This is a genomic window from Shouchella rhizosphaerae, assembly GCF_900142675.1.
Classification (GTDB): Bacteria; Bacillota; Bacilli; order Bacillales; family Bacillaceae_D; genus Shouchella; species Shouchella rhizosphaerae.
This window is the reverse complement of sequence record NZ_FRBS01000005.1, coordinates 15,429-39,967: the sequence shown is the minus strand read 5'-3', so window position 1 is coordinate 39,967 and position 24,539 is coordinate 15,429. Positions and strand designations below refer to the sequence as shown.

General features: G+C 44.9%; 23 protein-coding genes. 15 read left to right on the top strand and 8 right to left on the bottom strand.

All coding sequences use genetic code 11. The annotated features are described in order from the left end of the window. Positions 1-10: 10 nt before the first annotated feature. Both BUC05_RS14325 and BUC05_RS14320 read right to left on the bottom strand, forming a co-directional pair. Positions 11-1,174 carry a hypothetical protein gene (locus BUC05_RS14325; RefSeq protein WP_011247973.1) on the bottom strand — a complete coding sequence of 388 codons (1,164 nt, stop codon included), beginning with the start codon at positions 1,172-1,174 and terminating at the stop codon, positions 11-13. Further along, on the bottom strand, positions 1,174-1,995 hold the full coding sequence (locus tag BUC05_RS14320; RefSeq protein ID WP_011247972.1) for a hypothetical protein: 822 nt from the start codon (positions 1,993-1,995) through the stop codon (positions 1,174-1,176). The genes BUC05_RS14325 and BUC05_RS14320 overlap by 1 nt, the downstream gene beginning before the upstream one ends. A 345-nt stretch (positions 1,996-2,340) precedes the next feature. On the opposite strand from BUC05_RS14320, the gene BUC05_RS14315 reads away from it, so the two are divergent. After that, on the top strand, positions 2,341-3,183 hold the full coding sequence (locus BUC05_RS14315; protein WP_011247970.1) for an NYN domain-containing protein: 843 nt from the start codon (positions 2,341-2,343) through the stop codon (positions 3,181-3,183). A 251-nt stretch (positions 3,184-3,434) separates the two neighbouring features. On the opposite strand, the gene BUC05_RS14310 is transcribed toward BUC05_RS14315, so the two are convergent. Next, a complete protein-coding gene (locus BUC05_RS14310; protein WP_011247969.1) occupies positions 3,435-3,764 on the bottom strand; it encodes a helix-turn-helix domain-containing protein in 330 nt (109 codons plus the stop codon). A 131-nt stretch (positions 3,765-3,895) separates the two neighbouring features. On the opposite strand from BUC05_RS14310, the gene BUC05_RS21275 reads away from it, so the two are divergent. The 13 genes from BUC05_RS21275 (at position 3,896) to BUC05_RS14245 (ending at position 19,404) form a co-directional block, all read left to right on the top strand. Beyond that, positions 3,896-4,144: a helix-turn-helix transcriptional regulator gene (locus BUC05_RS21275; protein WP_107588934.1), complete on the top strand. Its 249-nt coding sequence runs from the start codon at positions 3,896-3,898 to the stop codon at positions 4,142-4,144. 306 nt (positions 4,145-4,450) lie between these two features. Beyond that, positions 4,451-6,016 (top strand): beta-N-acetylhexosaminidase, encoded by a 1,566-nt coding sequence (gene nagZ, locus BUC05_RS14300; RefSeq protein WP_011247968.1) that lies wholly within the window; start codon positions 4,451-4,453, stop codon positions 6,014-6,016. Positions 6,017-6,065: 49 nt separating this feature from the next. Next, complete coding sequence (locus BUC05_RS14295; protein WP_073305177.1) at positions 6,066-7,409, top strand: ABC transporter substrate-binding protein; 1,344 nt, start codon at positions 6,066-6,068, stop codon at positions 7,407-7,409. 55 nt (positions 7,410-7,464) lie between these two features. Next, a complete protein-coding gene (locus tag BUC05_RS14290; protein WP_084140067.1) occupies positions 7,465-8,370 on the top strand; it encodes a carbohydrate ABC transporter permease in 906 nt (301 codons plus the stop codon). 87 nt (positions 8,371-8,457) lie between these two features. Further along, on the top strand, positions 8,458-9,261 hold the full coding sequence (locus tag BUC05_RS14285; protein ID WP_035203614.1) for a carbohydrate ABC transporter permease: 804 nt from the start codon (positions 8,458-8,460) through the stop codon (positions 9,259-9,261). Between the two features lie 7 nt (positions 9,262-9,268). Continuing rightward, positions 9,269-10,360, top strand: a complete 1,092-nt coding sequence (locus tag BUC05_RS14280) for an ABC transporter ATP-binding protein (RefSeq protein ID WP_011247964.1) — start codon at positions 9,269-9,271, stop codon at positions 10,358-10,360. A gap of 4 nt (positions 10,361-10,364) precedes the next feature. After that, positions 10,365-11,054 (top strand): hypothetical protein, encoded by a 690-nt coding sequence (locus tag BUC05_RS14275; protein WP_051881158.1) that lies wholly within the window; start codon positions 10,365-10,367, stop codon positions 11,052-11,054. Between the two features lie 402 nt (positions 11,055-11,456). Further along, the gene (locus BUC05_RS14270) at positions 11,457-12,437 is read left to right on the top strand and encodes a LacI family DNA-binding transcriptional regulator (protein WP_035203608.1); all 981 of its coding nucleotides are present in this window, start codon (positions 11,457-11,459) and stop codon (positions 12,435-12,437) included. A 142-nt stretch (positions 12,438-12,579) separates the two neighbouring features. After that, a complete protein-coding gene (locus tag BUC05_RS14265) occupies positions 12,580-13,551 on the top strand; it encodes an ABC transporter permease (protein ID WP_035202799.1) in 972 nt (323 codons plus the stop codon). A gap of 13 nt (positions 13,552-13,564) precedes the next feature. Further along, on the top strand, positions 13,565-14,455 hold the full coding sequence (locus BUC05_RS14260; protein WP_035202798.1) for a carbohydrate ABC transporter permease: 891 nt from the start codon (positions 13,565-13,567) through the stop codon (positions 14,453-14,455). Between the two features lie 19 nt (positions 14,456-14,474). Then, positions 14,475-16,079, top strand: a complete 1,605-nt coding sequence (locus BUC05_RS14255) for an ABC transporter substrate-binding protein (protein WP_035202797.1) — start codon at positions 14,475-14,477, stop codon at positions 16,077-16,079. An 83-nt stretch (positions 16,080-16,162) separates the two neighbouring features. Continuing rightward, entirely contained in the window at positions 16,163-17,911 is a 1,749-nt protein-coding gene (locus tag BUC05_RS14250) for a GH32 C-terminal domain-containing protein (RefSeq protein WP_035203605.1), read from the top strand. 2 nt (positions 17,912-17,913) lie between these two features. Next, complete coding sequence (locus BUC05_RS14245; RefSeq protein WP_011247957.1) at positions 17,914-19,404, top strand: glycoside hydrolase family 32 protein; 1,491 nt, start codon at positions 17,914-17,916, stop codon at positions 19,402-19,404. A 124-nt stretch (positions 19,405-19,528) separates the two neighbouring features. Here BUC05_RS14245 and BUC05_RS14240 read toward each other — a convergent pair whose 3' ends face one another. The 3 genes from BUC05_RS14240 to BUC05_RS14230 all read right to left on the bottom strand — a co-directional run bounded on the left by BUC05_RS14240 (position 19,529) and on the right by BUC05_RS14230 (position 21,989). After that, positions 19,529-20,284, bottom strand: coding sequence for an SDR family oxidoreductase (locus BUC05_RS14240; RefSeq protein WP_011247956.1), 756 nt, complete (start codon positions 20,282-20,284; stop codon positions 19,529-19,531). Between the two features lie 126 nt (positions 20,285-20,410). Beyond that, positions 20,411-21,703, bottom strand: a complete 1,293-nt coding sequence (locus tag BUC05_RS14235; RefSeq protein ID WP_011247955.1) for a glycoside hydrolase family 18 protein — start codon at positions 21,701-21,703, stop codon at positions 20,411-20,413. A 79-nt stretch (positions 21,704-21,782) separates the two neighbouring features. Continuing rightward, entirely contained in the window at positions 21,783-21,989 is a 207-nt protein-coding gene (locus BUC05_RS14230; RefSeq protein ID WP_011247954.1) for an SE1832 family protein, read from the bottom strand. Positions 21,990-22,109: 120 nt separating this feature from the next. Between BUC05_RS14230 and BUC05_RS14225 the strand changes: the two genes are divergently transcribed. Continuing rightward, on the top strand, positions 22,110-22,655 hold the full coding sequence (locus BUC05_RS14225) for a cysteine hydrolase family protein (RefSeq protein ID WP_011247953.1): 546 nt from the start codon (positions 22,110-22,112) through the stop codon (positions 22,653-22,655). 46 nt (positions 22,656-22,701) lie between these two features. Here BUC05_RS14225 and BUC05_RS14220 read toward each other — a convergent pair whose 3' ends face one another. Further along, on the bottom strand, positions 22,702-23,328 hold the full coding sequence (locus BUC05_RS14220) for a hypothetical protein (protein WP_011247952.1): 627 nt from the start codon (positions 23,326-23,328) through the stop codon (positions 22,702-22,704). Between the two features lie 187 nt (positions 23,329-23,515). Then, a complete protein-coding gene (gene nrdF / locus BUC05_RS14215) occupies positions 23,516-24,520 on the bottom strand; it encodes a class 1b ribonucleoside-diphosphate reductase subunit beta (RefSeq protein WP_011247951.1) in 1,005 nt (334 codons plus the stop codon). Positions 24,521-24,539: the final 19 nt, after the last annotated feature.

Below are 24,539 nucleotides of genomic sequence, written 5' to 3'. Positions count from 1 at the left end.
TCCCTTCTTTTTATGCACGTTCCAATTTATGGAAATGAAGATATCCATTTTCGGTTCTATACTCGGTTTTCCCATGATAGAGGATTTGTCCGTCTTCTAGTTTAACTGTGTAAATACTATAGCTGGAAACAATCGGATGTTCTTCTGGCATCGTTTCGTCTATAAGCAAGTGAAGAAAGCCGTTTTCCTCGGTGAAACCAGCTATATAGTGGTCTTCATTTTCGGTTAGTACCTTTGGCAGTTCACCGATCTGAGTGATCTTATCTGGAGAATCCGTTTCAAAACGGTAGACGATTTGTTCGTCCGTTCCCCCTAACAGTATGACACTGCCGTCTTCTGTTTCTGAAGCATTGATCATGTTTTGTCCATTGCTTGTGTCGATTTCTGACAAGTGGTTCGTTTTGAAATCGTAAAAAGCGAGCGATCCATCGATGTCCAAAATGACCGCTGGCCGCTGTTTAAAATCAAAAAATACATAGGCACTGCTGCTGGCAACCGAATCGGTAGCCAAATCGGCAAGGCTGGCTTTTTGTATAATCGCTTGTTTCTCTAAGTCAATTACATAAAACCAAAAGCGCTCGCCCGTTGGCGTTTCCGCCATTGTTTCCAAAATGACGGAAACAGTATTGCCTTCTACATAAGCGTAAGAAATATAACCTGTTTCTTCGTCTTGAAGTCCGTCAACAGAAATGGTCGCTTGCATGGAATCGCCTGTGTTGTTCTCAAGGACTGTAATCAACATTTCCTGTTGATCCTGTGTGAGGCTAATAGCAGCAACCTGGTTATTTTCGTCATTCACGTCAATGTAGGTATACAAATCATGAACAAGTGGTCGAAATAAAGACCGATGTTCAAACGCGATGCGGTCATAGTAAGGGTCATATCCTGCGTCATAGCGTTCAAGCCATGACAATGGTTCGCCAAAGGCGACAGTGTGCCCGTCTGTTTCAAATAAAAGCGAATTGCTTGTGGAATCTTGACTTTTCTGCAAGTAACCGCTTAGCTGCACTCTTTCTAAATACGATTCGTCGCCGGAAATGGTTTCCCACTCAAAGGGAATCGGTTCAATGTTTAAACGATCGGAAATGGCTACATAGAAGTAGGTGATGGTCACTGACAAAAACGCAATAAATACGAACAACACCATGTAGCGTTTCGTACTAAAATGGTTCATTAGGCACTCACCTTCTTCCGGATTAAGTAAATGCTTAGCCAGGAAGACAACACGACCGTCGTCAATCCCGTTGCTACAGCTATCAATAGTGCTTCTGACGGGAATACACGTCCATATAAGTCACTCATAAAAAAGAAACTGTTCAACCAAAAGACAAAAGCCAAATAAAGCGCTCCTAACAATGCTCCTTTGATACGGAAACTGCGTTCAAGGAGAATGGCGGAAAACAAGGCCGTTAAAAAGGCAAAACCTAGGCCATAAGCAAGGACGAATACAAATGGGTCGAGGGGAATGAGCAAGCCAAATAACCTGTTCGTTTGCATCACTTGCGCCATTGTTAACGGAGCAAGAAAGAGTTCACTCGGCACAACTGCTTCAATGATTTTGTTGCCAATTGCGGCTAGTACAATTTGCAGCGCGACTAAACCAAGAACGAGTAGAAACAGTAAAAACAGCTTAGCTGCAAATAATTGAGCACGGTTGATTGGCAACATTAACAGCCGAGTGATGACGTTGTTTTTACCGAGCCAGTCACGGTACCAAATAAGCAACGAATAAACGAGCATGATTGCAATCGCCATCATTATCGAACCAATAATAGGAAGTTCGCTGTACAAGTACTCCCAACGAATCGAATAGGACTCGGCAATTTGCTCAAGTGATACGTTTGTAATTAAAGCTTCGTTTGTGAAGTGGGCAGCCTGCGTTGAGGCCAAGACATAAATCGCAATTAGCTGGATCGCGGAGACAAGGCCGAAAAGGAAAAAATACACCTTGGACACACGCTTCCATTCAAAATGCAGCAACGATAGAAATCGCATAAGTCACCTCTTTTTGTGTGTATGTATTAAGTGATTCATACATGAGCGTCTATGTGTACTATATGCTTGATACAGATAAACTGTCAAGCTTTTTTTAACAACGTATGAAGCATGTTGTTTTTGCATAGATTGGAACAGGATTGTTTTGTTTTGACTGCTGGCTATGAAGACAAACGATTTGCCCAAGTGAACAAGCCAGAATTTCATAGGCTTTTTCTGGATTTTATCGTACACTAGAGCTACAGACCATTCGTGGCAGCAGAACAAAACATCGTCCTCATGGAATGAATAGGAGGGAGGCTGTCTTGGGAGGACAGCGAGAAATCGCGCAAGGCAGCTAGCGGAATGAGCAAAGTACACACAGATGAAAGAGAAGATATGTTTAAAACAAAAGACCATAACAATGTAGCGATTTTTATTGATTATGACAATGTGTATTGGACGCTAATGAACCGGTACAACCACAACCCTAACCACGAAGAGCAAGAAAAGAATTTATTTAATTGTTTATGGGATCGGTACGGGCAAAACCAAGTCCGCACGTTTCGCGCTTATGCGGACTTCCAGAGAATCCGTTCAAGCTTGACTGATCTCCAAAAGCAGCGCGTCCAAATACGCCACGTCTATTCAAACGATAAGGAAGGCGATTCCCGCAAAAATTCGTCGGATATTGAACTTTGCATAGACGCAATTGAGAGCACTTATAAAGACGAGAACATTTCTTGTTATGTATTTGTCACAGCGGATAGCGATATGGTTCCGATTATGAGCAGGCTGATGTATAAAGGGAAACGTGTGGAACTTTATTATTTATCAGAGGCAGCGCCAAAACATACGGATATTACAAATTACTCCCATTATAGCGAGGACTTGCGTGACTTTTTGCAACTAGAAATCAAGGAGTACCATTTGGAATCCTATAAACTGGATGCCCTTCGTTTTGTCGAGGAATGGGAACAACGCTTTGGCTCGGAAAATGAATTGTATTTAGGGGCGCCGTGGTTGAGAAACCAATTCTCGATCAAGTTTGGCATTCCTGCCAATTCAGCGAGTGAACTGATTGATTTATTGAAAGTAGAAAAGCTGCTTGGCACTGAAAACAAAGAATTGAAGAATGGGGATATTAAACCAAGTCTAGCGTTAACAGAACAAGGGCGCAGTTGGCTTGCACCCTTGTCGAAAGCGTAGTGATGTTTTAGGTGGAGATTTGTCGAATCTTAAGGGTTGACTTGTAGATAAGTCTCAAATATTATAGGGATAGACAACAGATTCGTTATAATTCGCTAAAACATTAATGCGTTAGACAAATTCGTTATGAGAGGCAAGGACATACCTTGTCTCTTTTTGTATGTTTTTGACCACTCCTTTTTAATAGGGATTCGTGCTATATGCTTTGTTCCCCAAATTGTAAAATGGTAAACCTCTAAATGCACTTATTTTCATTGGAGGTCACTGCATCGTCTGTTTTTTCGAATCTTTCTAAATAACTTCAACTGCTCCTCTAAAAATTCCTGCTCTTCCTTATCCAAATCTTTAAAATAATAGCGCTGCGTTTGTTCATTGATACGATCTGTTTCTCCGGCAAGATAAGAAATGGAAACGTGATAGATTTCGGCAAGCTGTTTTAGCTTGCGAAGGGAAGGTTCGTTCCGGCCTTGCTCATAGAAGCCGTATGCACTTTCGGTAATGCCGAGAAAGGAAGCAACATCTTGTTGGGTTAACTGGTGGGCCTTTCGCAACTCGCGCAATCGTTTATTCAGCTCGACCATAAGCATACCCTTCCTGCATGTTCGCAATAATTTACTCAACTGTTTATTTAAATTTGCACTCTTTTTTATTGTGCCATTCTATTGACTGCCAATTATTTGTTGGGTAAACTGAAACTACAACATGTTGGGGAGTGATCACATTGTGCAAAAGGGATCAATTAATTTCCTTACGAAAAAGCAGAAACTGGTCTCAACAAAAGGTCGTTAGTCTGTTGAAGAGAAGATACGACATCATCATCACGGAAAGTTATTATGGAATGATTGAACAAGGGTCTAGGCTTCCGAGTTTGTATGTGGCCCTCGCCATTTCCGATTTGTTTAAGGCTGAGCCGTCTGCGCTGTTTGGTGCCCCTAAGCGCAAACGTGAAATCCATTCTTAGGGACAATTGGTTCGATAAAAGGATGCGATAATCCTCTAGGTAAGCGGAAAATAATATAAGAAAAGCGGCCATGTTCGGGTGGGGCGCATCGTTTGATTGGGAGGCATAAAAGCCTATTTTCATTGATAGGATGATAGAAAGGGAACGAAAGCTGCCTCTGGAAAAAGAGTAACGCTCCCTCTTGGGACGATGTGACATTCCTCCTGTCGATGGCGCGGTGCTTGCTCGCTCCGCAAAACAGCTAGCAAAAGGACAAGAAATCCGTTTTACAGGCCATTTTTAACGGCTTAAGGGAGAGGGAAGGCCATGGATGAAGAACAAAAAAGAATGTTGGGACAGTTACTAGTCTTTGGATTTCATGGAACAACAGCGACGCCGGAAATAAAGGCGATGATCCGTAACCATTATGTCGGCAACATCATTTTGTTTAGTCGTAACATTGAAACGCCTGAACAATTGTTGACCTTAACGAGCGATTTACAAAAAGCAGCAAAGGAAGCTGGTCACGAGCGCCCGTTGGCGATTTGCGTCGACCAAGAAAACGGAACGGTACGCCGCCTAAGTGGTGTAACAGCGCTGCCAGGAGCGATGCTTCTGGGGGCAACGCACAAACGCCGTTATGCCTCCATTGTCGGGCAGTTGACGGCGAAAGAGCTTCGCGCTGTAGGTGTTAACTGGAACTTAGCCCCGGTGGCTGATGTGAACAATAATCCGAACAACCCAGTGATCGGCGTCCGTTCATTTGGTGAGGACCCAAGCAAAGTCGGAGATTTTGCGAAGGAAATGATGACGGGGATGCAGGCAGAGGGCGTCATTGCTACACTGAAGCATTTTCCAGGCCACGGCGATACGGTTGTTGACTCGCACCATGCCATGCCGACCATTCCCCATGGCTTAAAACGCCTTCAACAAGTGGAACTTGTGCCTTTTAAAGCGTGTATAGAAGCAGGCGCGGAGGCGATCATGAGCGCTCATATCCATTTCCCAGCACTGGAGACGGAGCCAGTTCCTGCGACGATCTCTTATAAAGTAATGACCGAACTTTTACGGCACGAACTAGGCTATTCAGGCGTATTGATGACAGACTGCTTAGAAATGGAGGCGATTGCCGGGTCGATCGGCACCGCCCAGGGTGCTGTGGCCGCATTGCTTGCAGGTGCAGATATGCTTGTAGTCTCACACTGCGAAAGCAGGCAACGCCCTACAGTCGCTGCGTTAGAGGCGGCTTTTGCCGAAGGGAGATTTGACCAAAAACGGCTGGACATGTCGTTTCAGCGCATTGATGCTTTAAAAGCAAAGTATTTGTCTTGGGATCGGCTGCCCCGGCGAGAGGATTTGAAGAACGTCGGATCAACGTTTCGGCAAAGCGAGGCAAATACCATTTATGCTGACGGGGTGACGGCAATTGGCGAGCGAAAGCTATCCCCTCATCAACCAGTGCTGCTATTTTATGGGAACGTTCAGCATAGAACACCTGCAGAAGAAAGGCAGGATGAAGATCATCCACTTGTAGAGGCGCTCTATAAACAAGCGGCAGTGGCAAAAGCAATCGCATTTGACGATGAAAGCCAAAAATGGGAGCGCTGTTTAGCTGAGGCAGATCTTTATGAGCAAATCATTGTGGCCACATCGAATATTGCCCAAGCGCCCTACCAGCAACGATTCATTCACGCATTAATGGCGAAAGGGCATAAGCCAATTATTGTGGCGACGCAAAATCCTTATGACTATCGCTTCGTGTCCAACTCGTTAACGTTTGTGGCCACCTATGAGCCTACGGAGCCAGCAGTTGTGGCAGCTTTAGCATACTTATTTGGCCGTGGCGAGGCAAATGGCCGCTTACCTGTATCGGTAAGCGATGACGGGAGGTGATGGCTTCGTCATCAATCAATGTAAATATCGGTTTTAAGGGGGAAAGCATATGAAAAAATGGCTGCTCTATACTACAGCAGCAAGTGTTTTACTTGTATCGCTAGCCGCTTGCAATAGCGCAGAAACAGGAAATGACGGAAACGCAAGCAATTCAACGGACACAGTCACAGTCTGGACATACCCAGTACATGAAGAGTATGAAAGCGAATTGAAAGAGTCAATAGCCGAATTTGAAGATGCCAATCCTGATATAAAAATCGAGTATGAGATCCTTTCCTGGGCAGAAGGAGAGCAAAAGTTTGATATTGCTTTAAACACAGGCAGTCCGCCTGACTTGTATTTCGGCAAAGCACTCGGAAAATACAAAGCAACACAGCTTTTAGTAGAGCTGGACGATAGACTTAATATTGATTTAGCTGACTATGATGCTGTTGCGCTCGATCATATGCGGATTGAAGGTTCTTTGTACGGCCTTCCTCTCTATCAGTACCTTCATGTATGGGGCGGGAATAAAGCGCTGTTAGAGGAATACGGAATAGATTATGAGAAAATTCAAAATGAAGGCTGGACATGGGATGAATTTTATGAGCTTGCTGACATCGGCGAGCAAACGAACGACAATGGCGACCGCCAATATGGATTTGTATTCCAAGGCGTTGACGAGGAACTGCTTGATCATCTTGCCCGCAACAATGGCCTTCCTTACCGGATGACGGAGGACGGAATCGCTTGGACAGACGAGCGGATTTTAGAAGCGTTGGAGTTTATTGTCAAACTTCGTGAGGAAGGCATCATGCCAAATGAAACGGCAGCAATTGACGCGGCGAAACGGAATGAAATGTTTTACAATTACCAAGCGCTTTTTTATGGCAGGGCTATCCCTTATTTTGAACCAAGTGCAGAGAAACGCAACGAAGATATCCGAAACGGCGACATTGACGGCGAGGAAATCGAAGTTGTCTTATTGCCTACGCCGCATAATGAAGGGCAAGAAGAAGTAGCTCGAGGCGGGGCAGAAGGCTATTTGTTGTTTACGCAAAAAGGGGCAACGGAAGAGCATATTGCAAACAGCGTCAAAGTGCTGGAACATTTAGCTGGAGCGGATGCGATCGGGCAAGCGTCTTCTGCGCTCGCTTTGCCGATTGTCCATAAACAAGCAGCCGCTGATTACGATTTGCCTCTTTCTGAACTGAATGAACGGGCTGCCCAACGTTTAGCAGGCAAAGTCTTGCCGCCTAACAACATCAACAGTGAGCTAGCGGCCAAAGACGATATGTTTAATACGCAAGTCGTTGTGCCGACATTCCAAGCATTAATGAATGGTGAAACAACGCCTGAACAAGCGTTGGAAAAATTTAAAGCAGAGGCCGAATCAGCGCAATTCAAACCTTAAAGCAACAGGCTGAGAGAGGGGGACTCCCCCTCTCTTAAGGAAAGGAGGAACATCCATGGCTATGACGATTCAGCCGCCTTCGAAATGGCGTTTGTTTTTTCGTGATTACGGCTGGTGCTATTTGTTTATTGCTGTGCCGATTCTCGTATTTTTGCTGTTTACGCTCATTCCCGTCATTTACGCATTTATTATGAGCTTTCAACAATACCATGTAATGGGTTCTACCTTTATCGGGTTGGACAATTATAAAACGATGATTCATGATGATGTATTTTGGAAGTCGATGCGCAATACATTTATTTTTACAATTGCGACTGTGCCTGTCAGCGTCGCGATCACATTAGTGCTAGCCGTTTTGATTTTCCCACGCGGCAAAAAAATGCAAACTTTTTTTAAAGCGTCTCTTTACTTGCCAACAGTCGCTTCAGGCGTGACGATGGCGCTCGTATGGTTTTGGATTTACGACCCGACGAATATGGGCCTCGTGAATATGATACTCGGCCTCTTTGGGATTGATCCGCAGATGTGGCTAGGCAGTTCAAACACTGCTTTATTTTCCCTCATTTTAATGAGCTGGCTGACTGGGCATGGGGCAGGTGTCATTTTATATTTGGCTGCCCTCGGAGGTATTCCTAAATCGCTGTATGAGGCGGCAGACATTGACCATGCCAGTCCTTTATCGCAATTTTTTAATATTACATTGCCATTGCTTAAGCCGACAACGCTTTATTTGCTCGTAATGGGCATCATTACTTCATTCCAAGTGTTCATGAGCATTTATTTAATGACACAAGGCGGGCCGAACTTTGCAACCACAACAATTGCTTATTTAATTTATGTACATGCATTTGAATATTACCAATTTGGCCTTGCAGCAGCAGAATCGTTCGCTTTAGGGATCGTCATTATTGTTGCCTCTGTATTTCAATTCAAGTTAATGGCAAGCGACGTAGAATTTTAACTGGAGGTGGTTGCCATGAACCAACCAGCGGCAAACAGAAAGGCGCCTCTTAACCGCCCGCCTGAACGAAAGGCAATCGCCGCAAAAATGGTCAGTTACGCACTTTTGTTGTGTTGGATTGTTATTACGCTGATTCCCCTTTATTGGATGCTGGTCATGTCTTTTAAGGATACGGCAGTGGCGTCTTCCTTTACTCCTGAATGGTTCCCGAAGAATCCATCGATTGCCACATACGTGCGTTTTTTCACGGAAACTGATGCCGTCCGTTGGCTGTTGAATAGCTTGTTTGTCTCATCTGTGTTAACAGTAACCAATGTGTTGTTTTGCTCGTTGGCAGGCTATGCGTTTGCGAAGTTGCGGTTTCCGGGACGGAACACGATCTTTTGGCTGCTACTCGGAACGATGATGATCCCGGCGCAAGTAACATTGATCCCTGTTTATATTATTGTTGTCAACACGTTGCAGCTAGGCAATACATATACCGCGATCATGCTGCCGATGTTTGCTACAGTTGGGAACATCTTTTTGATGAAACAATACATGTCGACTTTGCCGTCATCGCTCATTCAAGCGGCACGGATTGATGGTTGCAGCGAGTGGCGTATTTTTTACAAAATCATTTTGCCGATTTCAAAACCAGGCTTAGCCGTGTTGGCTATTTTTACGTTCGTGGCGACATGGAATGAATTTTTTTGGCCATTTCTAGTTACACAAACAAGTTCGATGCGGACGATTCAAATTGGCTTGGCTAGTTTTAAATTTGCCGATGCCACTGACTTTGGGGCAATGATGGCCGGTTCTGTGGTCGCAGCGCTGCCGATGTTTCTGTTGTTTTTCTCGCTGCAAAAGTATTTTTTGCAAGGCATTACCATTGGTGCCGTGAAAGGATAGGTGGAAAATGGCGACGATTGTGTTTGACCACATTACCAAAACATTTGTGGACGAAAAGCGCGGCGGCACCTTTACAGCCGTGAAAGACGCCACATTTACGATCAACGATAAAGAATTTCTTGTTTTTGTCGGCCCTTCAGGTTGTGGCAAGACGACATCACTGCGAATGATTGCCGGTCTTGAAAAGCAGACAGAAGGAAACATCTATATAGACGACCAACTTGTTAACCACGTCCATCCGAAAGACCGGGACATTGCGATGGTGTTCCAAGATTATGCGCTTTATCCTCATATGACGATCAAAGAAAATTTAAGTTTCGGCTTAAAGAATATGAAAATCGACAAAAGCATCATTGACGAAAAGGTTCGTTATGCATCAACGATTTTAGGGCTCGATGACTTGCTGGAACGGAAGCCAAAGGAATTGTCTGGAGGGCAGCGGCAACGTGTCGCCCTTGGCCGTGCGATTGTCCGTGATCCAAAAGTGTTTTTATTTGATGAGCCCCTTTCCAACCTTGACGCGAAACTGCGTGTGCAAATGCGGATTGAATTAGCGGAGCTTCATCAGCGCCTTGGAGCGACAATTGTCTATGTTACCCATGACCAAGTAGAGGCGATGACATTAGGTGAACGGATTGTCGTTATGAATAAAGGCGAAATCCAACAAATTGCTTCGCCACAAGAACTGTACGCCAAACCGGCGAATATGTTTGTTGGCGGCTTTATTGGTTCGCCGGCGATGAATTTTTTGGATGGAAAAATCGTTTCCGGTGAGTATCTCCAAGTGGGAAACAGCAAATGGCCTCTGGCTCCAGCATTGAAACAAAAGATCGCTAGCTATATAGGCAAAGAAGTTGTCTGCGGCATTCGTCCAGAACATATCCGCCTTACTGAAGGCGATGGCCATGCCACTGTCACAGTGCGCGTATGTGAGCATTTGGGCTCGGAAAACTTAGTTTACTTTTCTTTAAATGGCACAAATACGATTGCAAAAGTATCAGGGGAATCATTTGTCCAGGCCGGAGAAGAAGTGACCGTTTCTCTGCAAATCGATAAAATTCATTTGTTCGATAAAACAAGCCAACAACGAATAGGGTGAGTCTATGTTTTCAGTGACAGCGCTTTTGCGAATAACGGCAAAGGATTTGTACCAATCCATTGTTTCGGTCGTTGCTATTAGTTTGTTCGTTTCGCTGATCATGTTGCCAGGTATCTTGTTTTTGCCTTGGCAGTTGGCGATTATTTTTGCCTTGTTTGCCGGAGGGCCAGTTTGGTTTGGCGCAAGCAGAGCAGTTGAGACGATGCTGCAAGAGGAAAAAGGATCAATGCTTTTAACGTTTTTAAAAGCAACGAAAACCCATTGTATCCAGGGAATTGCCTTTGCTTGCTTTTTCGGCATATTTGTGTTGATTGTCGCTTCTTCTTGGTGGTTATGGGTCGTCGAAGACACCTGGTTTGCCTTTGCGATTGCCTGTTTTCAAACGTACTTTGCTGGCATGGTTGCTTTAAGCCAGCTTTATACGGTGCCGCTCGTCATAAAATACGGATTAAAATTGCCAAAAGCGATGCTCGTGAGCATGAAACTGTTGTTAGCAAACCCCCTTTATACGATTGCCGCTTTTCTCCAACTCATTTTGTTTACCGTGCTGCTGTCTATGACGATCGTTGGCCATGCGTTCTTACTTCCCGGTGTAGCGGCAGTGTTTGTAAGTAGAATGACGAGTGGAGCAATTAGTCGATCTGAGTTAGTGGAAAATGGGGTTTTTGTTCAGCGGCAACCTAATTCACACTGATGGGTATCATGCAACTTCTCTAAACTGCAAAAAAGTCTTCGCTATCTAAGGCGCCGTACAACTTTCATTGAATCGAAAAGCGAAAATGCAACCCATGTATTGGTTGTTTGATATATCAGTAAGAAAACGCTTTAAAAAAATGGTATAAACCAGCCCTTTTTTGTTTAAGATGCTAAAAAGGGGTGCTTGCAGATGAAGGATCGCCATATGCAAGACGGACGGTTTGTTTTAGGACTTATTTGGGGTACGTTGATTAGCTTGCCGATTTGGGTTATTCTCTTATTCATTGGTTACTTGCTTTTTTTATAGCTTGCCTATGGCCATATGGCTTTAGGCTTTTTTTATTGTGTGAAAGCGCTGGCTTCATTAATATAGAAGGCAGAAGAATAGGGGGTGTTTAAAATAAAGCCGAAAATTAGCGATGTGGCCAAAGCGGCAGGGGTTTCGCCAACCACTGTTTCACGAGTAATGAACAAACGTGGCTACATAAGTGAAGAAACACGCCAAAAAGTTTATGACGCAATGAAAAAGTTAAACTATATCCCAAATGATTTAGCACGCTCGCTTTACAATAAACGCTCCAATTTAATTGGCTTGATTGTACCAACAACCGCTAACCCGTTTTACGGGGAACTAACAGCGCGAATTGAACATTTTTGCGCGCTAGCTGGATTAAAAGTGCTTCTTTGCAATAGTTTACACAATGCAGAAAAAGAAGCACATTACTGGGAAATGCTGCGGCGCAATCAAGTGGATGGCGTGATCGTCTGTACATACAACCGTGGATTAATCGACGTGTCCGAGCAAATGCCTACAGTCGCATTTGACCACTATTTATCAAGTGGGATCCCAGTCATTAGTTCCGATAATTATGCAGGGGGAGAACTCGCAGCCGCCACGCTTATCGAAGCCGGTTGTAAAAACATTGTCCATATTAATGGGCCTGCTGAACTAGAGACACCTGCCAACCTTCGGCGCAACGGTTATGAAGCAGTCATGCAACGATACGGTTTGCCCGCTATGACCTATGAAATTCGCAGCGTTTTATCGCAAGCGGAAGCGGAAGCAGCGATTTGTGCTTTGTTTGATCAGCAACCACAGATGGATGGTGTCTTTGCAAGTGACGATAGCATCGCGTTAAAGGTCATCCAAGAAGTACGTCGCCGAAACAAGCGTGTTCCTGAAGACGTGAAAGTGATCGGATATGATGGCACGGAGTTTGTTCGTCAGCATGTGCCTGAACTAACAACAATCAAGCAGCCGATGATCACGATGGCAGAGACAGCAGTGCAAATTCTCATTCAGCAAATAGAACAACCAGAGAAGGCGCTTGAAAAAGAATATGTGCATAGCATTGAATTAGTAAGAGGGAATAGTGTATGAACAAAGCAAAGGCGAAAAACATCATTGCCGAACGTTCGGAGATGTTTTTTGCCTTCTTTTATGTCAACCGGTTGACATATGAAACCGGTTGACATAAAATCGTCTTGAAAGCGCTTTTCATAATAAAGGAGGTGGGAAACAGATGTCTGTCGTACAGCCATCACGCATTAAGGGCAATCGTGCCAGATTGGGGCACATTCAACCACAAAAACAGAAGAAGTTCGTCCGTGTGCTTCGCAGTTGGCAATTGTATGTGTTGTTGGCGCCAACGATTATTTACTTTCTTATATTTAAGTATTACCCCATGTATGGGTTGCAAATTGCGTTTAAAAATTATTTGCCAAGCTTAGGAGTATGGGGCAGTGAATGGGTCGGGTTAGACCACTTTATGCGTTTCTTTCAGTCTTATCAATTTTGGACTATTTTGGAAAACACCCTTGTTTTAAGCATTTATGAACTTGCCGTTGGGTTTCCGCTGCCAATCTTATTGGCATTAATGCTGAACATGCTTATTAGCCACAAATATAAACGATTTCTTCAGACAGTCGTGTATGCACCTCATTTCATCTCTGTCGTTGTATTAGTGGGAATTTTATTTGTTTTTTTATCGCCATCAAGTGGTTTAATCAACCATTTGATTAGACTGTTTGGCGGCGAACCAATCAATTTTATGGCGAGTCCAGAATGGTTCAAAACGTTATATGTGTTCTCCGGCGTTTGGCAAGGAACAGGCTTTGCAGCGATTATTTATTTGGCTGCATTGAGCGGGGTTGATCCATCTTTGCATGAAGCGGCGGTAATGGACGGCGCCAGTAAGTTTAAACGAATGCTGCATATTGATATACCAGCGATTATGCCGATTTCCGTTATCATGTTAATTTTAGCGCTAGGAAACTTGATGAACATTGGGTTTGAAAAGGCGCTATTGATGCAAACACCGCTAAATAAAGAATCATCTAATATTATTGCAACGTATGTGTACGAGGTCGGCATCCAGCAAGCGCAATATAGTTTTGGCACAGCAGTCGGGTTATTTAATGCCATCATTAACTTGATTTTGCTTGTCACAGTCAACCAAATTGCGCGAAAAATGTCCGACAGTAGTTTATGGTAGGGGGGAAGATCGAATGGACAAATGGAAACGGACAAGAGGCGATAAGGCGTTTGATATAGTCAATGTCACGTTGCTGACAATTGGCTGCCTGCTTGTGTTATATCCACTTTACTTTATTGTGATTGCCTCAATAAGCGATCCAAACCGTGTCTTTGCCGGGGATGTACTCCTTTTGCCAAAGGATATTACGTTTGATGGTTTTAAGCGTATTTTTCAAGATGACAATATTGTCAATGGTTTTAAAAATACACTTCTATACGCAACACTTGGTACGGCGATAAGCGTGTCGTTGACGGTCACCTCTGGATACGCCCTTTCCCGTAAAGATTTGCCAGGGCGCCATATCATTATGATGTTTTTGGTGGTTACGTTGTTTTTCCATGGAGGAATGATTCCAACGTATCTTGTCGTTCGCGATTTAGGAATGGTGAATACGATTTGGGCAATGGTGATTCCGAATGCAGTTGGGTTATGGAATGTCATTATTTGCCGTACTTTTTTTCAGACATCGATTCCGAAAGACATGCTAGAAGCAGCACAAATTGATGGCTGCAATGATTTTCGTTTCTTTGCAAAAATTGTTCTGCCGTTGTCAAAGCCGATTATTGCAGTCATGGTGCTTTTTCATGTCGTCACTCATTGGAACTCTTTTTTTGATGCGTTGATTTACTTGAATAATGATTCGCTTTATCCGTTGCAATTAATTTTACGAAATTTGCTCATCCAAAGTGAGGCATCGACGCAAATGATTGGCGACATTGAATCGAATCAAGTACAGCTTGCTGTAGCAGAACAAATTAAATACGGAGTCATTATCGTTTCGTCTTTACCGTTGCTTGTTTTATACCCATTTTTGCAAAAATATTTTGTAAAAGGCGTGATGATTGGATCGATTAAAGGCTAACAAAAGGGGGAAAACGTGTATGAAAAAACGGGCCACATGTTTGCTTGTTTCTGTCATTGCTTTGTCTGCCTGCAATAATGAATCAAGCAACCAGGAAAATAACAATGCTGAGAAAGTAGAATTTAATGAAACGGGGCTGCCTCTTGTCGACGAAGGAGTTGATGTGTCTTTACAGTTTGTATCGCCAAAGTCTGCCTTGGCGCCAAATTTTGGAGAAATGACAATTTTTAAAGAAATAGAAAATATGACCAATGTTAACATTAACTGGAACAACATTCCTGGAGATGGCTATGCTGAGAGGAAGAATTTAATGCTCGCCAGCAATGATTTGCCTGATGCTTTTTACAATGCTGGTTTTAGTGATTATGACCTTGTCCGCTATGGCCGTGATGGCGCCATTATCCCTCTTGAAGGCTTAATTGAAGAATATGCGCCGAACTTACAAAAGATTTTAGATGAACGCCCTGAGCTGTTGGCTGTTTTAACAGCTCCAGATGGACATATTTATTCATTGCCACGAGTAGAAGAAATGGGGCTTGTTCCCTTTGCCAATTTTACAGCGATTAACCAAGCGTGGCTTGATGAAGTAGGGCTTGAAAAACCAGAAACGTTGGATGAACTGCGTGAGGCATTAAGGGCTTTCCGTGAGCATGATGTGAATGGAAGCGGCAAAGCCGATGAAGGATTGAGCTTTACGCCAAATGACGGATTCCAAGGCTATTTAGGCGACTTTTTTGCAGCCTTTGGCCTACCTGATAACCCAAACAAACTAGTTGTAAAGGACGGGGAAGTCATTTTTACAGCCGTTCAAAATGAGTATAAAGAAGCGATCGCGTATTTCCATGAATGGTTTGCAGAAGGGCTGATCGACCAAGAAGTGTTTACCCATGACACAGGACAGTTTTTGGCTAAAGGGAAACAAGATCCTAACCCTTTAGGCGCCTTTATTTTTTGGGAAATTGAATCTGTTGTCGGCTTAGAGCGAGCTGAGGATTATGTCTTGCTTGGTCCCCTTGAGGGGCCGAATGGGGATCGGATGTATGGGCGTTCTAACCATCATGAACATCATCGCGGTGCCTTTGTCATTACATCGGCGAATGAAAATCCAGAATTGACAATGAGATGGGTCGACCAACTATATGACCCACACTTGTCGGCCCAGATTAATTGGGGACCGATTGGTGACATTTATGAGGAAGACGAAAATGGCATGCTTGTGAATAAAGAGCTGCCAGAAGGGATCACCATGGGCGAATTTCGTGAAAAAGTGGCGCCGATGGGCCCATCTGTTGTATTAGAAGAACATTTCGGCACTGTAGTAGATATGGAGCCGCGGGCCAAACAGCGACTTCAAGATATTGAAACGTATTACGCCGATTTTATTTGGGAAGAGAGTTACCCAAATGTCTTTATGAACGAAGAAGAGCTAGACCGGTTGCATTTCCTAGAAGCGGATTTAATGGATGTCATTGAGCGAAATTATGCCCGTTGGCTTATGGAAGGCGGCGTCGAAGAGGAATGGGAAGCCTATGTAAACCAGCTGTATGAAATGGGCTTAGAAGAATGGCTGCAAATCCGCCAAGATGCGTATGACCGCTACTATGAACAAATGGAGAGCCAATGAGATTGTTTACAAAAACGCTTTTTTTGCTGGCGTTTCTGATGATAGGCACAAGTTGCACGATGCTTGAAACAGGAGGGGAAAGAATGGCGTCATTAAGAGAGGACGCTTCTTATTACACAGAACGGTATAGGCCACAGTACCACTTCTCTACCCCTGTGGGCAATTTAGCTGATCCAAATGGGCTCGTATTTTATAAAGGGGAATACCATTTATTCCATCAAAAAAATGGAACGTGGGCCCATGCTGTTAGCAAGGATTTGCTTCATTGGGAGCACTTGCCGATTGCGTTAGAACGTGATCATTTAGGTCAAGCGTTATCCGGTAGTGTAGTTGTTGATGAGAAGGATACAAGCGGTTTGTTTGGCGGGAAACCAGGGTTGGTTGCGATTTATACAAACACAGAGGGGGGCGAAGCCCAATCGATTGCTTACAGCAAAGACGATGGACGGACGTGGGAACGGTATGTTGGTAACCCTGTTATTCCGAACACTGGCATGAAAGATTTCCGCGACCCGAAAGTGTTTTGGCATGAGGAAACGGCAAAGTGGGTCATGGTAGTCTCAACGAATCAGACCGTCAGCTTTTACCATTCTGACAACTTGATTGATTGGGCATTTGCGAGCCAGTTTGGTGCCGGGGAAGGATTGCATGCTGCAGTGTGGGAATGTCCTGATTTGTTCCGCCTTCCAGTTGACGGCGATGAGGACAATCAAAAGTGGGTTCTCCACGTTAGTGTAGGCGATAATGATGAAACCAATGGCTCTACTGCGCAATATTTTGTCGGTGAATTTGATGGGACTGCCTTTACAAACGACAATGATGCCGCAGAAGTGCTGATTACTGATATAGGCCAGGACTTTTATGCAGCGCAAACATTTGCGAATTTGGATGGCCGGACGGTCTGGCTCGGCTGGATGGCGAACTGGCGGTATCCGTACCAATCGCCAACCGATCCATGGATGGGAGCGATGTCGATTCCAAGAGAGTTAGGGTTGTATACAAATTCCAACGGGCAAGTGCGACTACGGCAAAAGCCGATATCCGAACTTGACACGATTTATGCCAAACAACAGGATTTTGCTCCTTTTGACGTTGCCAACGAGGCAACTCCGCTCGATTTTAAAGGGACGACTTACCGTTTTACGGCCGAAGTTTCGTGGGAAGATTTGCGAGAATTTGGCTTGCGGCTCAGGCATGGTAATGGTGTCGAGTCACTTCTTGGCTTTGATGGAGAATATCAGAAAGTGTTTTTAGATCGTACCAATGCAGGGCTGGAAACCATAATCGATCGCAATGGCCAACCATTTCCGTTCGGACAGCGCTATGAGGCAGATTATGATGCAAAACGGGGGTTCATGAAGCTGGATGTGCTTGTCGATGAATCATCGATCGAATGGTTTATCAATGATGGTGAGCTTACGTTTACATCCCTTATTTATACGGATCCAACGAATGCAGGGATTGAATGGTATGCTGACGGCGGCTCCATCCATGTCCAGCATGCACAAGCAATCCACTTGCATAATGTGTGGCGTGCCCGTGTGACCGAGGGGCAGCTGGAGCGGATTGTGACCAATGAAGAAACAGTTCGGTTGGAGATTGGGGAAACAAGAGAGCTTATAGCCGATTTGAAACCAGATTACAACGTGGGCGAAGAAGTGATTGAGTGGGGAAGCAGTGATGAGGACATCGTCACCATTATCGATGAAACAGAACGAGGAGTGATGATTGCAGCAGTTGGCCAAGGGAGTGCCGAAGTGGTTGCCAGAGAGCAAAAAAACCGCCTCGAAAAAAGAATACGGGTTTATTCAACAGGAGAAGGAGAACAATAGGGATGAATCAAGTACACGGAAATAAAAGCCATAGAGAACGAGTGACGCAAGCTACAAAAACCGTTCAAGCAAACCAAAATGAACGTGCTGCCTATCGGCTTCGCTATCATTTAATGGCGCCTTCGGGGTGGATGAATGACCCAAATGGGCTCATTTATTTCAACGGCCAATACCATGCCTTTTACCAACACTACCCATATGGGGAAACATGGGGCCCGATGCATTGGGGCCATGGAATAAGCGATGATCTTATTCATTGGCACCATTTGCCCGTTGCTTTAGCTCCTGGTGAGGCGTATGACCGCGATGGCTGTTTTTCAGGAAGTGCGGTAGACGACCAGGGTACGCTAACACTCATATATACAGGCCACAATGTCATTGATCCTGAAAAAGATGTCATTGTGCAAAACCAAAACATTGCCCGTAGCCGTGACGGCATCCACTTTTATAAAGCAAACGCTAATCCGGTGATTCACCAACAACCAGCAGGGATGGGGCAGGATTTCCGCGATCCAAAAGTGTGGCGTGAAAACGGTGTTTGGTTCATGGTTGTTGGGGCGACTAAACATGACCAAGGGCAAGTGTTGCTATATGAATCGGCTAACCTTGAAGAATGGACATACCGAGGTGTGCTTGCCCAAAATGACGGTGGCAATGAAGGCTATATGTGGGAATGCCCGGACTTTTTCAAGCTCGGCGATAAATATGTGCTGCTTGCTTCACCACAAGGCGTTGAGCCAGAAGGAGACCGGTATTTAAATCATCATCAAACGGTTTATATGGTGGGTGATTATGTGAATGGCCAATTTATACGAAGCAGCTTTACAGAGCTTGATTACGGGCATGATTTTTATGCCGTGCAAACGTTGTTGGACGGCAAAGGCAGGCGGATTGCCATCGGTTGGATGGATATGTGGGAATCGCCAAAGCCAAGCCAGAAGCATGGTTGGGCAGGGGCGATGACTTTGCCAAGGGAATTGGTGCTTACTGAAGAAGGAAAAATAGCAATGAAACCAATTGAAGAGTTGACGTTATTGCGCCAACAATCGACCCCTATTGGCCCGCTTCACGTCAAGCACGTGCACCCCATCCTTTCATCAGGCAACCTAGTCGAGCTTGAAGCCCAGTTCGCTCTTGTTGATTCGGATGCTTCTGCTTTTGGCATCAGATTTTGCTGTGCGGCAGATGGGAGCGAGGAAACGGTGCTTCGATTTGACTTGTTGAAGCACACGGTTACGTTGGATCGATCTCGCTCAGGGGAAGGGCCAGGCGGAGCACGGACGGTTTCAATCAAGTCTGCGGCCACAATCGATGTTCGCTTGTTTATCGATCGTTCTTCGGTTGAAGTGTTCATTAATGATGGAGAAACGGTAATAACGAGCCGAATTTATCCGCAAGAAACAAGCACTGGCATGACCGTATTTGCAGAAGGAGGGAGCATCGTTATGCCAACATGCACCGTTCACAAGCTCAAGTCTATTTGGAGTGAATAAAACCGGAGCAGCCTCCAGTAGGATGGCTGCTCCGGCTGTCGTTGCCTCGCATTATTCATGATTCGGCGTTTTCCTCGCCTACACATCTCGTAGGCCAGATGTTTTCTATCAGTCTGATTGCTGTTTAAAGCAATGTCTGCGCCCCGTCAATCACGATTTCTGCGCCGCTTATATGTTTAGCGCCGTCTGATGCTAAATAAAGGACAGTGTCAGCAACTTGCTCTGGCGTGCCAGGAGGTGTCGGAAATGGCTCGCTATTTTTATGGATTGTAATCGGTTTGAGTGCTTCTTCATGGCGGTATGTCCGTTCATCGATGTGTGTGCGAATGGCGCCTGGGCAAATGACATTGACGCGTATGCCATAGTTGGCAAGTTCTAGTGCGGCCATCTTGGCAAAAGCGGCAATTCCTGCTTTTGAGGCGCTGTAAGCAGACATACCGAAGTTGGAAAAGACACGAGTGCCGTTAACCGAACTGGTCATCATGATGCTTCCGCCCTGTTTTTTCATAAGTGGAATCGCATATTTGACGCTTAAAAAAGTGCCTGTTAAATTGACTTGCACCGTTTGTTCCCAATCCTTCGGCTCAAACGCTTCAATCGAAGTGACCGTGCCGTTTATGCCAGCATTGGCAAAGACAATATCAATGGTTTTCACCGTTTCGCCGATTTCATTAAATACAGTCTCCATCCGTTTGGCGTCTGAAATGTCAGCCTGAAAACAATAAACGTGCTCTTTATCAAGCTCCGCTTTCAACGTTTTTAACCTTTGTTCGTCTTGATCGATTAAAACAAGCGTGGTTCCTTCTTTGGCAAATGCCATTGCTGTTGCTCTGCCGATCCCTGATGCTGCTCCAGTTATGACCGCTGTTTTTTGGGACATAATGCACCTTCTTTACTCCAACTTTTCAGGCTTTAGGACGACGATGCCACATCGATTCCTACTGCCTTGTTTTGCCTTGGACAGGCACTTATAGAATTGCCGTTTTTGCATCTGCCTAAACGTGTATTAGCGGCGTTTGCGGATCGTAAATTGGTCATTGAGCAACAGCCAGTTTTGCGGGAATGACAAGCCGAGCTTCCAGTAGCTAATGCCTCGAAGTTCGTTCTGTTTAATTAGGTTGAACTTCGCCTGGATGGAACGGCCATCTTCAAACCACACTTCATGTTCCCTACCGTTCGCGTCAATGTAGTGGAAGAAAGGGGCCTGTGCATCTGTGTCAAACTCAATCGCAACATTATGTTCACGCGCTAATGCAATCGCTTGCTGGGGGCTAATTGCCCGGGCGTATTCTCCGCCAGGTTCGAACGGCAATGTCCAATCGTAGCCATATAAATTTTGGCCAAGCATGATTTTATCTGGCGCCATTTCAGTTAAAGCGTATTCGACTACTTCGGTAACAGGCCCTATTGGCGAAACGGCCTGAGGGGGTCCGCCTGAGTAGCCCCACTCATAGGTCATGAGCACAACAAAATCGACAATGTCACCATGGGCCCGATAATCATGAGCTTCATACCATTGCCCTGTTTGGGCAGCGCTTGTTTTTGGGGCAAGAGCAGTGGAGACTAACAGCCCTTCTTGATGGAGCCTGTCGACTGCTTTTCTTAGAAAGGCATTATAAGGTTCTCTCATGGCTGGAGGTAAAAATTCAAAATCGAAGTGGACATCAGAAAAGCGGCCAACACGATTGGCTTCTGTGATAATCGCATCAAGGAGTGTATTTTGGATGTCAGGTGATTCTAGTACAGTCTGGCCAAGTTCGCCACTAAATGCCCCTTCCTGCAAGTTTGTAATCACCATCATTAAAGCAGTATTGTTTTCGTCGGCAATATCAGGAAGACTGCCTAAGGGAACAGGCAACAGTGCGCCTTCAGCAGTGATACGGTAACTGAACGGTGCTAAGTACGTTAAGTATGGAGCTGCTTCGCGGGCAGAAGTGAGCAACGCCTCGCTAATCGTATCCTGTGTTGGTTCAATATAGGCATTCGTTTCAATTTCCTGCTTGGCGGCAGGAGGCAAGTAAAGACGAAAACCGACAGGGAGAACTTGAGTTGGCATAAGGTTGTTTATTTCGGCCAACTGTTGGACAGAAAAGCCATAGCGCGCAGCAATGACGCTTAATGTATCACCAGGCTGGACAAAATAGTATCTTCCGTAGATGGGAATGACAAGCGTCTGGCCGACAACAAGTTCATTAGGGGCATCCAGTTGGTTGGCAGTGGCAATCGACTGGGGCGACGTACTGTAAGCTTGGGCAATGCCATAGAGCGATTCCCCTGCCTGAACGACGTGCAATTGCATGAAAAAAACCCTCTTTCCTCTTGTTAATACTCTATACCTATGTGGAAAGAAGGGCGGACATGAAAAAAGCAAAGAGGCGCTACGCGTCCTCTTTGTCCCTATTCTTAATGGCCTCGTTAAGTTGTTTCCTCACACTTGCAATTTCCTCTTCTAAAGCAGTTAGCTGTTTTACTGCTTGTGCGACATTGCCGCCAGTTGTCTCAATTTTTTCGACGTCGCCTTGGATGCGGACAAAATCGCTTTTTAATTCAGCTAGCGTGGCTTGAAGTTCATCAACAGTTTTCACAGAAACGCCTCCTTTTAACGATAACGTATCAAAAAAGCATCGTGTTGTACATGGATTCACATTTTATAGGCGTGGTTCGCTTTTTGCGTTATGATAGGAAGAAAAGAGGAAGGTGAAGCGATGAAAGCTTTGCTTGTGATTGATTATACGTATGATTTTATTGCCGATGAAGGAGCATTAACGGTAGGAGCGCCAGGGCAAGCGATTGAAGCTACGATTGTAGACAAAGTCGAGGCGTTCCACCGGGCCGGTGATTTAGTCGTCTATGCCGTTGATGTGCACGAACAAAACGATCAATGCCACCCGGAAACAGCGCTTTTTCCGCCCCATAACATCCGTGGCACGAAAGGGCGCGAACTGTATGGAAAGGTCGGCACTCAATATGAGCGGATAAAGGGAGAGGGTCATGTCCTATGGCTTGATAAAACACGCTACTCTGCTTTTGTCGGAACCAATCTTGATTTGCTATTGCGGGAAAGAGGCATTACGGATGTCCATCTTGTTGGCGACGTTACTGATATTTGCGTGCTTCATACAGCCGTTTATGCATATTCCCTTGGCTACAAATTAACTATTTATAAAGACGGCGTTGCTAGTTTCGATGAATCTGGCCATGAGTGGGCCTTGCGCCACTTTCAGCAAGCATTGGGAGCAACGGTTGTGTAGAAGTCCGAATAATAGCCCGCTATTTACATATAGCGGGCTTAACGTATTAAGAAGTATGGTTTAAAATATCAACAACGAATTTGGACCAGCTTTCTAGCCGGTCATACATCGGCTGAGCGCTTAGCTCTTCAAGGGTAACCCAACGCCCGGCAAGTTGATTTGTTTCCCGGATGGCAACGTCTGTATCCTCTTCGAGATCAAGGACGGAGAGAATACCTAGGTGGACGCGGCCGACTTCGTTGGCATCGTCGTTAATTAAGCCAATCGTCTTCATTGCTTTTTGCTTGCTTGCATCAAAAATAAGTTCTTCGTGTAATTCTCGATGTGTATTGGCTTCAAGCATTTCAATAAAGCTTGATGACATAATGGCATTCATATGGCCGCCAAAGCCAATGGAAAGTTGATTATGCAAGCGGGCCTCGCCGCCGCCGCTTAGGCGTTCGTAGGAGTAGATTTCTTTCCCACGACGAATGACGACATAAGGAATTGGCTGTTTGTAAGTGGTGTCTTCTTCTGCATTGCCACGGCGCATCTCGCTGAAGTGGCGGTTAAGGCGGTTCATAATCGTTGCGACTTGTTCCCGTTCGCTCACAACGCCTTGAAAAGCAAGCGTTTCGTTATGGAAAACGTGTTTGCGCGGTGCGACAACAATCATTTCATCCATTTTTCCCAACGTAGTTTCCCCCTGTCGAAAAAGCAGCAAGTGAAAAGGCATCGCTGCTGATCGTTGAACATGTACATTATCGTACAGCTAGGCATGCAAAGCAAGAGGATTTTTTTAACTTTGCGAAAAGCAAAAAGGAAGAGCAGGCGATTCATCCTGCTCTTGGAAGGTTATCGACAAGGTCGATAACCCACGATTAACGCTGCTCTTGCTTTGCTTTTTCCTCTGCTTCTGGAAAGAAGAAATCCTCATCACGGAGGGGTTCAACCGTTGCTTTTTTGTAGCCGTTTCCTTTCATCGAGAAAAAGTCATGTGACTTCGTTTTTGTATTCAGTCCATTGAGGACGATCGGGTTGATGTCCTCGTCTTCAAAATAAGGATCAAAGCCAAGGTTCATTAACGCTTTATTGGCATTGTAGCGAATGAATTTTTTTACATCATGGGAAAGCCCCACTTGATCATACAGATCTTCCGTATAGAGGAGCTCATTTTTATACAGTTCATCTAAAAGCTCAATCGCAAATTGGTGCAGTTCCTTTTGTGTATCAGGAGATTGCTTGTTGTAAATCTCTTGTGCCAGCAGCCCAATGTATACGCCATGGATTGCTTCATCGCGAAGAATGAGGTTAATAATTTCACCGCTTTGCATCAACTTTCCTTGGCCATAGAAATAAAGCGGGTAGTAGAAACCGCTGTAGAACAAAAAGCTTTCTAAGTAGACAGAAGCGACTAGTGCTTTAAAAAGAGAAATGTCGTCGCCGCGTTTAATGTCTTTGTAAATCGAGACGATTGTATTGGCCTTTTTTTGGAGGCGGGGGTTGACTTTGACCCATTCAAACAAATCATTGATTTCTTCTGATGTAGCAAGCGTCATGAAAATGTTTGAATAAGACTTGGCATGGACGGCGTTTTCCATCATTGCCATAAAGTTCAAAACCGCTTTGCGTTGGTGGCCTTGGACGTGTTCTGCCACAAGAGGCATGCCAGTGTTTCCTTGTTCGGTGTCGAGCAACGTCAAGCCGGCAAGCACTTTCATATACGTGTCTTTTTCGGCAGGCGTCAAATACTTCCACGTGAGAAGGTCGCCATTTAAGGCGACTTCCTCGGGAAGCCAAAACTGTTTGACGTTTTGGTTATAAAACATTTGCGTAAAATCATCTTCATGCTTGGACCAGTTGGCCGCATCGTAGACGTGCGTCATTAGGCACTCTCCTTTTTAG